We start from the raw sequence: 13,694 nt of genomic DNA on the forward strand, positions 1-13,694 counted from the left end.
CTAAAGAAAAACCTCAACAAGGAAAAGTTGTTGCGGTAGGGAAAGGAAACAAAGATCACGATATGACCGTAAAAGTGGGTGACACTGTTCTTTATGGAAAATATAGTGGTACAGAATTAAAGTTAGATGGCAGCGATTATTTGATCATACGTGAGGAAGATATTCTTGCAATCATCTAGTGTTTAAAGGTGAAGCTTTAGTGAAAGCAAAATAAAAAAACTGAGTACTAGTAATTACAATTTTTGTGAAAACAAAAATAAAAATAAAAACAAAATGGCAAAAGAAATAAAATTTGATATAGCTGCGAGAGACGGAATCAAACGTGGTGTTGATGCACTCGCAAATGCAGTAAAAGTAACTTTAGGGCCTAAGGGTCGTAATGTAATCATTGGTAAATCTTTCGGTGCTCCAGTAGTAACTAAAGATGGTGTTAGTGTTGCAAAAGAAATTGAGCTTTCTGATGAGTTAGAAAATATGGGCGCTCAAATGGTAAAAGAAGTGGCTTCAAGAACTAATGATCTTGCAGGTGATGGAACTACTACGGCGACGGTACTTGCTCAAGCAATCGTAAAAGAAGGCTTGAAGAACGTCGCTGCTGGTGCAAACCCTATGGACTTAAAACGAGGTATCGACAAAGCTGTTGAAGCCATCGTAAAAGATCTTGAAAAGCAAGCAAAAAAAGTAGGCGATTCTAGTGAAATGATCAAGCAAGTTGCTTCTATATCTTCTAACAATGACGAAGTAGTGGGTGATCTAATTGCTAAGGCCTTTGAAAAAGTAGGTAAGGAAGGGGTTATTACGGTAGAAGAAGCTAAAGGAACAGAAACTTATGTAGACGTTGTAGAAGGAATGCAGTTCGACCGTGGATATTTATCTCCATACTTCGTGACAAATTCTGAAAAAATGACAACTGAGTTAGAGAATCCATACATCTTGTTATTTGACAAGAAGATCTCTACCATGAAAGAATTGATGCCCATACTTGAACCAATTGCTCAAACAGGAAAACCTCTTCTTATCATTGCAGAAGATGTAGACGGTGAGGCGCTTGCCACTCTAGTCGTAAATAAATTAAGAGGATCGTTAAAAATAGCTGCTGTTAAAGCTCCAGGTTTTGGAGACCGTAGAAAAGCAATGCTTGAAGACATCGCTATTTTAACAGGTGGTACCGTGATTAGTGAAGAAAGAGGATTTACTCTTGAGAACACGACCTTGGAAATGTTAGGTACCTGTGAAAAAGTTGATATCAATAAGGACAACACGACCTTAGTAAATGGAAGCGGTAAAGCTGCAGATATCAAATCTCGTGTGGCACAGATCAAATCACAAATAGAGAACACAACTTCTGACTACGATAAAGAAAAACTTCAAGAACGCCTTGCAAAACTTGCAGGTGGTGTTGCTGTACTTTATGTGGGTGCAGCGAGTGAAGTAGAAATGAAAGAGAAGAAAGACCGCGTAGATGACGCTCTTAACGCAACTCGTGCAGCTGTAGAGGAAGGAATTGTCGCTGGTGGTGGTGTTGCTCTTGTACGTGCAAAATCCGTTCTTTCTAAAGTAAAAGCAAATAATGCTGACGAGGAAACCGGAATATCAATTATAGCTCGCGCTGTTGAATCACCATTGAGAACTATCGTAGAAAATGCGGGTGGTGAAGGAAGTGTAGTCGTTTCTAAAGTCTTGGAATCAACAGGTAATCACGGCTATGATGCTAAAAACGATAAGTATGTAGACATGCTTAAAGAAGGAATCATCGACCCTAAAAAAGTAACGCGCATCGCATTAGAAAACGCAGCTTCTGTTGCTGGAATGATTCTTACGACAGAGTGTGCTCTTATAGAAATTAAGGAAGATAACGCTGGTGGCGGTGGCATGCCAGGTGGTGGTATGGGTGGAATGATGTAGATCGCAGAATTATCACTTATATTTTAAATCAAGCCATCTCATAAGAGATGGCTTTTTTTTTATAGTTTAGTTTCTTAAAGTTTGTTTTTATTATAATACAATACAGCAAAAACCCTTGCCTATAAAAATTCCACCGCAGGGGTATCTAAGCTTTCTGTTTCTGTTTCTCTTTTTGATAAGCTGTAAAAAAGATATAGGAATCCCGCAAAATTACCTGTGTCAAATGGTACAACTGCAAGCAGGATTCCTACAGAAAAAACTACAATAGCTGTTGCATATACTACTCTAAAAACAAAAGATAAAGCTCAAAATAGCCCTGTAAACGAAGATTTAGAGGACATCAAATGATTCTCCAATTCTGACAATTCTCATCCGATAGGAAAATTTCAGAAACTTGCAAAAAATATGGCGGTACAAAAAATTGACCCTTCCAAGGAAAGTTTTATTAAATCGTTAAAAACAGCTATTAATTTCAACCATATATTTACAACTGTAGAAACACATACCGTTATAAAAATAGAAGACCTTACAAATTGTCAACTTTCAAAATATTGGGCAACTTGAGTTCCTTATGCTACCGGATATATCTAAAAGGTTATACCAACAACATTACAGCAGGCCCTACCATCAACAGCGCACTCTGTATTTATTTAACTAGATTCTTATTCTATTTTTATCCTACAGGAAAAGCTCTCACGAGATAGCTTTTTTTATTTCTGCTTTCGCGAAAGCGAAATTTCCACTTATTTAATTCAATTATTTAAGAATTCATTTGTCGTGTTAACGCCTTGTTAAGAAATAATGAATTTTATCATAATATATTTAGGCATCAATTAAAAACAAAATCCATGCGTATAATTAAAATGTTGATGATCCTGCTTCTTGCCGTATCGGTCACCACTAGCTGTTCGATTTTTCAAGGAAAAAAGAAAGCTTCAACAGGCGAAAATGCCTCGTCCAAAAAACCTAAAAAAGGGGATATCCAACCTTATGGGAAAGTCATTACTAAAGAGGCCAAAAGTGATGAAGGTTTATTTACCGTTCATCAAGTAGAAGACAAATGGTTTTATGAAATTCCAGACAGTCTTTTTGAAAGAGAGATGTTAATGGTTACCCGTATTGCAAAAACCGCGTCAGGCCTAGGCTTCGGTGGTGGAAAGCAAAACACACAAACGCTAAGATGGCAAAAAAATAACAAAAATGTACTTCTTAGAGTCGTATCACATCAAGTAGTGGCTGCAGACTCTTTACCTGTAAGTATTGCCGTAGAAAACTCAAATTTTGAACCTATTCTTTATTCTTTTCCTGTAAAAGCGATCAAAAAAGACAGCGTTACTAATAATACCGTTATCGATGTTACTGACTTTTTTACGAAAGATGTAAAAGCCATAGGTTTTCCACAAAGGGCTAGAAGCAGGTATAAAATAAGCAGACTAGACGATGATAGATCTTATATAGACACGCTGCGCTCTTACCCTCAAAACATCGAGTCCAGACATGTAAAGACTTATTTTTCAAGTGAACCACCTTCTAACAGCAGTGTTCAATCTATATCTTTAGAAATGAGCAACTCCATGATTCTTTTACCTAAAGTACCCATGAAGCGTCGTTACTTTGACCAGCGTGTAGGATGGTTTGCTAGAGGTCAACAAGATTATGGCTTAAATGACCAAAAAACAAAGACGGTTACTTATTTAGACCGCTGGAGACTAGAAGTAAAAGAGGAAGACATTGAAAAATATAAAGCTGGCGAACTTGTAATCCCTAAAAAGCAAATCGTTTATTACATAGATCCTGCTACTCCAATGCAATGGAGAAAATATATCAAACTAGGTATTGAAGACTGGCAAATTGCCTTTGAAGCAGCTGGTTTTAAACAAGCCATCATTGCAAAAGATGCCCCTACTCCAGAAGAAGATCCAGAATGGAGTCCGGAGGATGTTCGTTATTCTACGGTAAGGTACCTCGCTTCCCCCATCCCTAACGCAAATGGACCTCATGTAAGTGACCCAAGATCTGGAGAAATTCTAGAAAGTGACATCAACTGGTATCACAATGTAATGACTTTACTACACAACTGGTTCTTTATTCAAACGGCAGCTATTAATCCAGATGCGCGTATGAACAACTTTGATGATGAAGTGATGGGACGTCTGATACGTTTTGTTAGTTCCCATGAAGTAGGACATACTTTAGGACTGCCTCATAATATGGGAAGTTCTATCGCTTATCCTGTTGAGAAATTAAGAGATCCTGCTTTTACTAAAGAATTTGGCACAGCACCTTCTATCATGGATTATGCTCGTTTTAATTATATAGCACAACCAGAAGATGGTGATGTAGCTTTAATGCCGGAGGTAGGACCTTATGATAAATACTCTATCGCTTGGGGTTACAAGCCTATTTTAGAAAAAACAGCTAAAGAAGAAAAGGAAACCCTAGACGCTTGGATTCTTGAAAAAGCAGGAGATCCTGTTTATAGGTTTGGTCGTCAGCAATTTGGAGTAATAGACCATACGTCTCAAACAGAAGACTTGGGAGATGACTCTATGCTAGCCAGTGAATATGGCATCAAAAACTTAAAGCGTATCGTTCCTAATTTAGGAAAATGGACCGGTGAAGAAGGAGAAAACTTTGACGAATTAGAAAACATGTACGGGCAACTAGTAGGACAGTTCAATCGTTACATGGGTCATGTGTCAGGAAATATAGGCGGAGTTAAAGAAACATACAAAGCTTATGGTCAAGAAGGTGCTGTTTATGAGCATGCTTCTAAAGATAAGCAGCAACGTGCAATGGCTTTCTTACAGACACAATTATTTGACACACCAGAATGGTTGATCGATCAAAACATCTTCAATAAGATAGAATCTGCTGGCGGAATAGAAAGAGTGCGCAGCATGCAGGTGAGAACCCTAAACAATATTCTCGACTTTGGCCGTATGGCGCGTCTTATGGAAAATGAGGAAGTAAACGGAAGCGACGCTTACGGATTACTAGCCATGATGACAGAATTGAGAAAAGGACTTTTCAAAGAGCTTCCAAGAGGTCAGACCATAGATCGCTACCGTCGCAATCTTCAGAGAGCTTATGTAGAGAGACTGGAATTTATAATGACTAATGATGCTCCAAGTGGCCGTTTTGGCGGTACAAGTATTGATGTGGAACAAAGTGACATCAGACCTATTGTACGTGCTGAGTTAGAAAGCCTTAAAAGAGATGCCGCTCGTGCCACTAGTCGCACAAGTGATAGACTTTCAAAAATACACTTACAGGATCTGACAGAAAGAATCGATATGATTCTTGACCCTAAATAAAAAGATCCTTTTAAAAAACTCAAAAGCCGATTCCTTATTTGAATCGGCTTTTTTATTGGTATACATCTAAATGATTAATTTATGACGCTAAATTTGCATCTATATAATGGTCCCTATGGAGCTACAACTCATTATTCAGTCTTTCAGATTGAGTTGTAATGTGACCTAATTATTATCCAGTAGGTATTTTTTATCCTATTTTAAATAAACAAAATTCCCCTACTTTTTAATCATAGAATTTATGCTATCTCCATATTTAATCAACCCAATTTCTGTAATTACCTTTTCCATAGTCTCAAAATCCTCATCCGACATATATAGACATAAAGTATAAAGTTAGTAAAAGTATAGAACCGTTTATGTATTAAAATCTTGAAGTTCTATTCGTCATTAATCACTTCGCCTTTCTCTTTGGCAAACAGTTCTAACAGATCAAAATAATTCAAATGATCAAAGCATCATTAACGTTACTCCATTCATAAAGACCTTTATTCAAGGCAAATAAGTGGCTATCAGAACAACTAAATAATGATTTTCATACAGTTCCCAATAAGATACTTTTCTGTTTAATATTGATTTAATGTAGCTGGGGTTAATCAAATAATCAGCCTCATTCATTTTTAAAATTATATCATTCTTTACATTAAAAAACTTGACCTTTTTTGAAAAATATTAGCATTTATAATTGCCCGATGTAGATTTTCATCAGGATTTTTGGTGATTTCAACTAAAACTTATGACATTTAATGGCTTGAGTATTATTTTCACTTTTGTATATAATTCGTATTGCTCTAGAGGTATTAAAATATTGCTCTACCTCGATCCAATTTATTTGTTCCAAAATATCTCTTTGACTATTTTTTTAAGTGCAGAATAATAGTAATAAGCATGTTATGATTAGTGCTTTTTTTATTTTAATACGTCTTTAAATAATTGTTCTTTGCTTTGAGCCTACTTTATATAAAAAATACCCCCAGAATCAGGAACTGAATACGTTCTTGAAAATCGTTTGAAATCAATCAGAACTCTTCGTGTTATACATAAAATAAAAACTAGGTACTAAAATAAATAACAAGATAGGATGAATTAAAAACCTCCTGACATAAAACAAACACATCTTCACCCATTGATAATCAAATGAAGCCAAAACAAAAAAGGAGCCGAATAGAATAACGAACGCCAATAAATAAACCCATAATGTCGCTTTAACAAACTCGCTGCTTTTATACAAAAACCAAATAATGACTGCCGTAAACAAAAGGTTTATTCCATAACGGAAACAGGTAGAGATGATATAGAGAAACGCATCAAATTTGGGCAAGGACAAAAGTTGAAAGTCAGATTTAAAATAGTCTATAAAAGGATCGTAAAACAAGTGTTTTTCAAAAATGCGAACACACAACAAAGCTACCAATGATATCATGATAAAAAATATAGATGTGATTTTATGCAACTGCTTCGCGTTTTATATTTCTTATCCAGTAGATCCATAATAGAACGACCGATCCATAAATGATGCTTGGGAAAATGACCTCATGAGAAAAATGGGCATACGACTTATAGTCCTTATAGATAATTCCTAGAATGACTAATCTTATTATGTTCACCAGATATATAAATGCGATCCCTGATATTAAAAAGGATAGTGTTTTTTTCCATCCTCTGGCAAATGCAATAACAAATGACATAAACAATATCATGACACTTACCGCATTACAGCCTTCAATAATACGGTATACTTTCTGTTCATCCATATACATAATGACAGATGGATGCTCTGGAGAGTTTAAGGTTTGAGCATCGTATCCTATAACCTGAAACAATTCTTGAGTATGATAACTTATTTGTGCTGTTATAGGGTCTGGATATAATTGATCTCCCCATTCTACCCCTAAGAAAAGATAATACCCAACAGAAAAAATAATGTATAGCAATGAAAAGGTAGCTACAAATTTAAAAACTGGATAATATGCTTTTAATACTTTCAAGGACTCACATTTTAAACAAAGTTAGCCATTAAAACAAAACCATGAACTAGCTTTGACCTCTTATTCCTTTCCAATGAAAATAGAAGCATTAAAACCGCAAATTCTAGAAATTATCAACCAGCCAAATCTCATAATTAGAGAAAAAATGCAGGCCGTTTGTGATGTCCTTCAATCAAATGTATCCACGTATGACTGGGTAGGATTTTATATGGCTCATGAAACAGCGCCTACTTTACATTTATGGAACCAAGCTGGTGAGCCTACAGATCATACTGTAATTCCTTTTGGTAAAGGAATCTGTGGTCAGGTAGCTGTATCCAACTCTAATTTTGTGGTAGATGATGTACAGGCACAAGATAATTACATCGCTTGTAGCATCCATGTGAAGAGTGAGATTGTTATTCCTATGTTTAAACAAGGCAAGAATATAGGTCAGATAGATATAGACAGCAATACTGCAAATGCTTTTAACGCAAAAGACGAGCGTTTTCTGGAGTGGATCAACCAACTTATTGCGGCACATTTATAGGTCGACGATATACTAACTTTGCAAAACATTCCTTTTATTCTATGGTAGCGTATTTATTCACTGAACTGCCCGAATGAATAACTTCCTTTACTTTGATTCAGGATTAGGTGCTATGGTGCTCAGGCAACTGTTGCTGGACAGCAAACGAGATGCTCGTCATTTATTTGATGATTATACGGTTTCCGCTTTCGCGAAAGCGTTCCAGAAGAATTTAAATTGATAAAATCAAAGAAGATAGAAGGAACTGAGCGCATGTTATTTCTTTTTGAAAGACAGGAAAGATAAAATCACAAAACATCTGTCTGATGAATAGCACTACTGGTGGACCGTTAGCATCATCCTTAGTAGTTACTCTATCATTTATTTATCTCTGAAAATTATACGCTAGTCAATTCATGGGAACCACTGACTTGTTTTATCACTTTTTTTGTTCTCTTCCCTACTCTTTTATTCTCATGTTAGGTGACTCATTTTAAAAAACTGTCTGAAAGAAGGAGCCAGTTGTACTGGTCATTTCTTTGGGACAACTTTTCCATTATCTTCTCACTTTCTATTTACATGGGATGGAGATGCAAAGGACTGATTCTATTTGGATTACTTGGAATTTTTAGCTCTTTTTTTATGGTAAGGCATTATACAGAACTGTTTTTTATGGAGCATTATGTGCCGTTGCATCATGCCAATTACTATTTTTTATAAGTACCGCAGAAACTTCAAGTAAAGACTGGATACAACCTATGCACTTTGAATCTCAAGTAATTTAAAAAAACCAATATCTATATGATACACCCAGATAGATACGTAGGAAAAAAGGCAGTAAATAAGGACATCTAGCAACTGAATAGCGAAGTCTTTTATAAGACTATGCAAGAATTAAGCTTTGAATTTAACCCTACTTTTAGAAGTAATTATCCAACAACCCTTCCCTCCAACAGTACCTTGTTTACAGCACAACACCTTTACCTGCAATATGAAGAAATGAATAATGAACTCCTACAGGCTAGAGACCTGATTTTAGATGACCATCCTGTTTTGCAAACTTTTAAAAATAATGGGTATGAAACAAATTTAATATTAGAACACGCCAGCCTCGCGCTAAATGTTCCCTAGGTTTCTTATGATACCAATCATGTAAATAATAGCGACCTATCCTATCTATAACCCAACTACTTTTTAGGAAAGGCCTATGGGGGCGTGTTAGAAGCTCATATTCTAAGGGCAAATGAAAACCCTCAATTTTACTTTGTAGAGATTCTTCATCCTGGTCATATCTCTTTGGAAGGTGGGGTGGAATTTGAGAAAAATAAGTATAGGGAAGAGATCAAGTCCCCTTCAACGCAATTAATCGATATAGCTCAATTTATTAAAGCAAATAAACCAAAAGCTATTATTTTGATTGTTACAGACCCTGGTGGCTTTTTAGGTTATACTTACAGAGGCGCTGCTTATAAGCTCCTAGCAGAAAGCTCATCGCTTAAGGAACGTATTTTTAGCACCTTATACCCCATAAAAGCGCCAAAATATTTTGAACCTTATAGATAAACGGTTGAAAGTACTATAGGAGTATTTCCAGCCTTATGTGATTACTTATCTGACACATCTATAAAAGACCGTAAATCTTTTGATAACAGCAGTTATTTATTGATGACCACTGAGGATAAAAAGGAGCTGTATAGGCACTTTGACCCTGACGGAAATTCTGTTATTGAAAAAGTGGAAAACCTTGATTTAAATTAAAAGTAACCGTTAAAAAATCAAGATTTGATCAAAAAATTCTTTTTAATTTATCAACGATCTACAAGTAAACACAGTCAACAATAATATAGCTCTAACGTCTATTACTTGAAGGAATCTTTTTTGATCTCATCTAAAATATGTACAAACCGTTCCTTTCTTTTGACCTGTCTCCCCTAAAATGACCCTGGGAATTTAGAAGTTCTTGAGGTTGAAAGAAAGCCTTTATATTTTAAATATTTTAGGGAGTATTAATCTACGGGGCTGACAAGGACCATACTTCAGAAAATCGTTGACACTTGCATGGAGCCGTTGGAAAATCCTAAAGTTCAATATATTTTTAAGAGAAAGTTTTCTATAACCTCTCGTTATTAAGCTCTTTTAATGCAATTCGCAGGATGGAAAACCCAAGCGAGTAACTCCACTTTTTTAAGGTAATAGAGGTGCCTAGGATTAATTTTAAAGATACTAAACTCAATTATGAGAACGTACAAGCTTATTTGCTGGCAAGATGATTTTTAACGTACTTGACCTCTTTAACGCAACCAATTTAAAACCGGCTTTTTAATTCTAAATTTAGGAAATAGGTTTATCAATTTAGGGGATAAAAAAAGGTCTTCATTTCTGAAGACCTTTTGTGGGCGCAGAGGGATTCGAACCCCCGACCCCTTGGGTGTAAACCAAGTGCTCTGAACCAACTGAGCTATGCGCCCTAAAGCGGTTGCAAATATACGACTGTTTTTATTTATGCAAAGAAATAAAAACAGATTTTTCAAATTATTTCTGCCACGACAAAAGTACTTCCGGTTACCAGAATTACATCTTCTTTTGATGCTCTTTTTTTAGCAGCTTTAAACGCTTGACTTATAGAATTAAAACTATCAAAACGCAAATGAAACGAATTCAAATGCTTGCCTAAAATCTCTGTGCTCATCCCTCTAGGAATATCTGGTTTAGATATATAATAGTGCGCCTCTTTAGGAAATAACTTAATAACACTTGCAGCATCTTTATCACTTACCATTCCTAAAACTATATGTAAGTCCTTGAAAAGCTCTTCATTAACCTGTTTGATGAGGAGCTTTATTCCTGCGCTATTATGCGCCGTATCTGCTATAATTTTAGGATGGAGGTTTAGAATGTCATAACGACCTCGCAACCCTGTAGTTATTGCGACTTGCAGCAATCCTTTCTGAATGTCTTCCTGTGACACTGTAATTTGCTTGCTTTCCCTAAGGAGCTCAATAACTTTTACTGCGAGTCGTACGTTAGATTTTTGATAATGACCCTTTAAATCTGTGGGTAAGTTTTTGGTGCGATGATCAATAAAATGTATAGGAGCTTTTTGTTGTAGTCCGCTTTCGCGAAAGCGGGATTTTAAAAAGCCTCTATGTTCCCCTATTACAATAGGAATATTTTTTTTGATGATCCCCGCTTTTTCGCCTGCTATTTTAATAAAAGTGTTGCCTAGAATCGCTGTGTGGTCTTTATCAATATTAGTAATCGCGGTAACTATGGGAGTAATAATATTTGTGGAGTCTAACCGTCCACCTAACCCTGTTTCAACAACGGCTATATCCACCTTTTGCTCCTTAAAATATTGAAAAGCCATTCCTACAGTCATTTCAAAAAACGAAAGCTTATGATCCTTAAAAAACTGTTTGTGCCGATTCACAAAGTCTGTAACAAATTGTTCCTCACACAGCACACCGTTCACCCTAATGCGTTCTCTAAAGTCATTGAGGTGTGGCGAAGTGTACAGTCCTACTTTGTAACCAGCTTCTTGCAGGATGCTAGCGATCATGTGACTGGTGGAACCTTTACCATTAGTTCCTGCTATATGAATAGTTCTATAAAAAATGTGAGGATGATCTAAGTATTTATCGAGATCAAGGGTGTTTTGCAAATCTGCTTTATAAGCTGCTTTGCCTGTTCGCTGATACATAGGAAGCTGTGTGAACAGCCAGTCTAAAGATTCTTTATATGTAAACAATTACTCTCCTACTTTAAAAATCACTTCTATAAACCCTATTTGGACTTTTTTTGCTTTTGGCGCAGCACTGAACTTGTAAGTCATGGCACTTGCCTCAGCGGCAATTCTTAAACAGTCTGCAGGATTAGATGTTCCTTTCATTTTACGAGTAGCCTTTGTAACTTTACCACTTTGATTTACTTCTATCTCAACAATTACTCTACCACTTTCATCACAGGTAGGAAGCACACCACGTCCTGCCACCTTACCACGTCCGTTGAGCCCAAAGCCTTTGCCACCTTGACCACTTCCTGGAACGCCATAATACGCATTTGCATATGGGTTTCCGTTGATATCCCCTTTATTTCCGGGACCATCTCCTGGTCCTTGACCTGTTCTGTTTTCACCATTTACGGTTTGTGCTCCAGTAACACTATTTAAAGCATCAAGGACTGAAGAGTCAGGTTTTGGATCTGGCTTAGGCTCAACAGGCTTTTTAGCAGGTTTTGTCGGCTTAGTTGTTGGTTTTACATCAGGATTAGAAATTACAGATGGCGCCTCTGTATGATCCTGAGTTACTATATTTTCTACTTGAGGTACATTTGGCTGTGTAACTGGATCTGGATTAGATTCTGGAGCGACCTTAGTAGGCTTTGCTGGCTCTACTAGTCCAGATCCTACGGCAGTATTCCCAAAGTTGATCGCTATACCTGATTCCTCTGGTGGTTCAATCACATTAATTATCGAGACAAATCTAAATACAAGAATAACCAGTGCAATAATCAAAATACTTACTCCTGCTGATATTCTCTGTTCTTTTGTCTTTAAGTAACTCATGACTAATTGTTTTTTACGGCCAGTACAATCTGTATTTTATTCCTATTTGCAATATCCATGACTCTAACAGAATGACTCACTGCAGCATCTTTATCAGAACGCAACATGATGGTAGGTTTCTCTTTTCCTTGCAATACCGATAGAATTCTAAATTCTAAATCTTCATCTGTAGCTTGCGCTGCATCCACATAAAAAATTCCATCTTTTGAAATACTAACGGTCACTTTTCCTTGCTTCTGGGTTTTACCACCAGCACTAGGCAATAATAAATCTAAAGCCTCTGGGGTGATTTGTGGAGATGTAAGCAAAAAGAATACCAACAGCAAAAACACGATATCTGTCATAGAAGACATCGAGAACTCTGGACTTACTTTATTTCTACCTCTTAAGTTCATAGTTAAGCAGGTTCATTTAAAAGGTCAAGGAAATCAGAGGCGTTCTCTTCCATTTGATGCACCACTTTATCGGTCTTTACAACCAGATGATTGTACCCTATATACGCTATAATACCCACGATTAGACCAGCGACCGTTGTTATCATCGCTGTATAAATACCTCCAGCGAGGCTACCCATGTCTGCACTACCACCAGCGTCTGCAAGAGTTTTAAAAGCGATCACCATTCCTATTACAGTACCTAAAAACCCTATCATAGGGGCGGCACCAGCAATGGTTGCTAACATACTTACATTTTTTTCTAATTTATACACCTCGAGTCTACCAGCGTTTTCAATAGCGCTATTAATGTCTTCAAGAGGAGAACCTATACGGCTTATTCCTTTCTCAGTAAGTCGTGCTACCGGAGAACCTTCTTTAGCACAAAGCATTTTTGCACTATCTATGCGCCCATTGGAAATATAATCTTTAATCTGCATCATAAAGTTACTATCAATTTTAGAACTCGCTCTTATTTTCATAAGACGCTCAAAATAGATGTATAGAGCAAAAAACAATAAAAGAATCAATACAGCGATGATGATAGTTCCAGACGGACCACCAGCAGTAATAAGCCCCAATAAAGACTCAGACTCTTCATTTACAAGAGGCACTGCCTCTGAAGTGATCTCCGCGATTTCTTGAAAAAGTATACTCATTGAATATATTATTAATATGATTGTTAACGCAGCTCATAAACATTTCATTGTCTTGACCTGTAAATTTAATTTTTTAAAATTCGGCTTTCACGAAAGCGAGATCCCCATAATATTATACAATAATACTCTTTTCTTATAAAAAATATACCACAGCGGCCAAACCTACTAATGTCAAAACTACTGTGTAAGGAAATGCCATCTTCACCATTTTACCGTATGATAAATTTATTAAAGGTGCTAAAGCAGAGGTCAATAAAAATAAGAATGCCGCCTGACCATTTGGAGTAGCCACACTAGGTAAGTTAGTCCCTGTGTTTAT

13 protein-coding genes, 1 tRNA gene and 1 pseudogene are annotated in these 13,694 nt (G+C 36.5%); 7 read left to right on the top strand and 8 right to left on the bottom strand.

Annotated elements, in window-relative coordinates:
- The 3 genes from ACJAT0_RS09900 to ACJAT0_RS09910 form a co-directional block, all read left to right on the top strand.
- Positions 1-179: co-chaperone GroES (locus ACJAT0_RS09900; protein ID WP_415181532.1), on the top strand; the 179-nt coding region annotated here is incomplete at its 5' end.
- A gap of 94 nt (positions 180-273) precedes the next feature.
- Positions 274-1,905 carry a chaperonin GroEL gene (gene groL / locus ACJAT0_RS09905; protein ID WP_374002434.1) on the top strand — a complete coding sequence of 544 codons (1,632 nt, stop codon included), beginning with the start codon at positions 274-276 and terminating at the stop codon, positions 1,903-1,905.
- Positions 1,906-2,753: 848 nt separating this feature from the next.
- On the top strand, positions 2,754-5,222 hold the full coding sequence (locus ACJAT0_RS09910; protein WP_415181525.1) for a zinc-dependent metalloprotease: 2,469 nt from the start codon (positions 2,754-2,756) through the stop codon (positions 5,220-5,222).
- A 1,015-nt stretch (positions 5,223-6,237) separates the two neighbouring features.
- Here the strand turns inward: ACJAT0_RS09910 and ACJAT0_RS09915 are convergent.
- Together ACJAT0_RS09915 and xrtF are read right to left on the bottom strand one after the other, a co-directional pair.
- On the bottom strand, positions 6,238-6,645 hold the full coding sequence (locus tag ACJAT0_RS09915) for an exosortase F system-associated membrane protein (protein WP_415181533.1): 408 nt from the start codon (positions 6,643-6,645) through the stop codon (positions 6,238-6,240).
- 22 nt (positions 6,646-6,667) lie between these two features.
- The gene (gene xrtF, locus ACJAT0_RS09920) at positions 6,668-7,210 is read right to left on the bottom strand and encodes an exosortase family protein XrtF (protein WP_415181526.1); all 543 of its coding nucleotides are present in this window, start codon (positions 7,208-7,210) and stop codon (positions 6,668-6,670) included.
- Positions 7,211-7,283: 73 nt separating this feature from the next.
- Here xrtF and ACJAT0_RS09925 point away from each other — a divergent pair, with 73 nt between their 5' ends.
- The 4 genes from ACJAT0_RS09925 to ACJAT0_RS09940 all read left to right on the top strand — a co-directional run bounded on the left by ACJAT0_RS09925 (position 7,284) and on the right by ACJAT0_RS09940 (position 9,281).
- Positions 7,284-7,739 carry a GAF domain-containing protein gene (locus ACJAT0_RS09925; RefSeq protein ID WP_415181527.1) on the top strand — a complete coding sequence of 152 codons (456 nt, stop codon included), beginning with the start codon at positions 7,284-7,286 and terminating at the stop codon, positions 7,737-7,739.
- 73 nt (positions 7,740-7,812) lie between these two features.
- Positions 7,813-7,959: a hypothetical protein gene (locus ACJAT0_RS09930; RefSeq protein WP_415181528.1), complete on the top strand. Its 147-nt coding sequence runs from the start codon at positions 7,813-7,815 to the stop codon at positions 7,957-7,959.
- Positions 7,960-8,603: 644 nt separating this feature from the next.
- Positions 8,604-8,849: a hypothetical protein gene (locus ACJAT0_RS09935; protein ID WP_415181529.1), complete on the top strand. Its 246-nt coding sequence runs from the start codon at positions 8,604-8,606 to the stop codon at positions 8,847-8,849.
- Positions 8,850-8,933: 84 nt separating this feature from the next.
- Positions 8,934-9,281 carry a hypothetical protein gene (locus ACJAT0_RS09940; RefSeq protein WP_415181530.1) on the top strand — a complete coding sequence of 116 codons (348 nt, stop codon included), beginning with the start codon at positions 8,934-8,936 and terminating at the stop codon, positions 9,279-9,281.
- A gap of 830 nt (positions 9,282-10,111) precedes the next feature.
- Here the strand turns inward: ACJAT0_RS09940 and ACJAT0_RS09945 are convergent.
- The 6 genes and pseudogenes from ACJAT0_RS09945 to ACJAT0_RS09970 form a co-directional block, all read right to left on the bottom strand.
- Positions 10,112-10,186: transfer RNA gene (locus ACJAT0_RS09945), tRNA-Val, on the bottom strand.
- A 59-nt stretch (positions 10,187-10,245) separates the two neighbouring features.
- Entirely contained in the window at positions 10,246-11,418 is a 1,173-nt protein-coding gene (locus ACJAT0_RS09950) for a bifunctional folylpolyglutamate synthase/dihydrofolate synthase (RefSeq protein ID WP_415181534.1), read from the bottom strand.
- Between the two features lie 48 nt (positions 11,419-11,466).
- Positions 11,467-12,282, bottom strand: a complete 816-nt coding sequence (locus tag ACJAT0_RS09955) for a hypothetical protein (protein WP_415181531.1) — start codon at positions 12,280-12,282, stop codon at positions 11,467-11,469.
- Positions 12,283-12,284: 2 nt separating this feature from the next.
- On the bottom strand, positions 12,285-12,677 hold the full coding sequence (locus tag ACJAT0_RS09960) for an ExbD/TolR family protein (RefSeq protein WP_374002421.1): 393 nt from the start codon (positions 12,675-12,677) through the stop codon (positions 12,285-12,287).
- A 2-nt stretch (positions 12,678-12,679) separates the two neighbouring features.
- Complete coding sequence (locus tag ACJAT0_RS09965; protein ID WP_374002420.1) at positions 12,680-13,375, bottom strand: MotA/TolQ/ExbB proton channel family protein; 696 nt, start codon at positions 13,373-13,375, stop codon at positions 12,680-12,682.
- 133 nt (positions 13,376-13,508) lie between these two features.
- Positions 13,509-13,694 (bottom strand): annotated as a pseudogene (locus tag ACJAT0_RS09970) (sodium/proton antiporter); the annotation flags it as partial.

Origin of the sequence: Nonlabens sp. (assembly GCF_047636915.1) — a bacterium.
Classification (GTDB): domain Bacteria; phylum Bacteroidota; class Bacteroidia; order Flavobacteriales; family Flavobacteriaceae; genus Nonlabens.

Coding starts and splice junctions, on each gene's coding strand:
- groL (WP_374002434.1), top strand. CDS start 274: ATGGCAAAAGAAATAAAATTTGATATAGCTGCGAGAGACGGAATCAAA.
- ACJAT0_RS09910 (WP_415181525.1), top strand. CDS start 2,754: ATGCGTATAATTAAAATGTTGATGATCCTGCTTCTTGCCGTATCGGTC.
- ACJAT0_RS09915 (WP_415181533.1), bottom strand. CDS start 6,645: ATGATATCATTGGTAGCTTTGTTGTGTGTTCGCATTTTTGAAAAACAC.
- ACJAT0_RS09925 (WP_415181527.1), top strand. CDS start 7,284: ATGAAAATAGAAGCATTAAAACCGCAAATTCTAGAAATTATCAACCAG.
- ACJAT0_RS09930 (WP_415181528.1), top strand. CDS start 7,813: ATGAATAACTTCCTTTACTTTGATTCAGGATTAGGTGCTATGGTGCTC.
- ACJAT0_RS09935 (WP_415181529.1), top strand. CDS start 8,604: ATGCAAGAATTAAGCTTTGAATTTAACCCTACTTTTAGAAGTAATTAT.
- ACJAT0_RS09950 (WP_415181534.1), bottom strand. CDS start 11,418: ATGTATCAGCGAACAGGCAAAGCAGCTTATAAAGCAGATTTGCAAAAC.
- ACJAT0_RS09955 (WP_415181531.1), bottom strand. CDS start 12,282: ATGAGTTACTTAAAGACAAAAGAACAGAGAATATCAGCAGGAGTAAGT.
- ACJAT0_RS09960 (WP_374002421.1), bottom strand. CDS start 12,677: ATGAACTTAAGAGGTAGAAATAAAGTAAGTCCAGAGTTCTCGATGTCT.
- ACJAT0_RS09965 (WP_374002420.1), bottom strand. CDS start 13,375: ATGAGTATACTTTTTCAAGAAATCGCGGAGATCACTTCAGAGGCAGTG.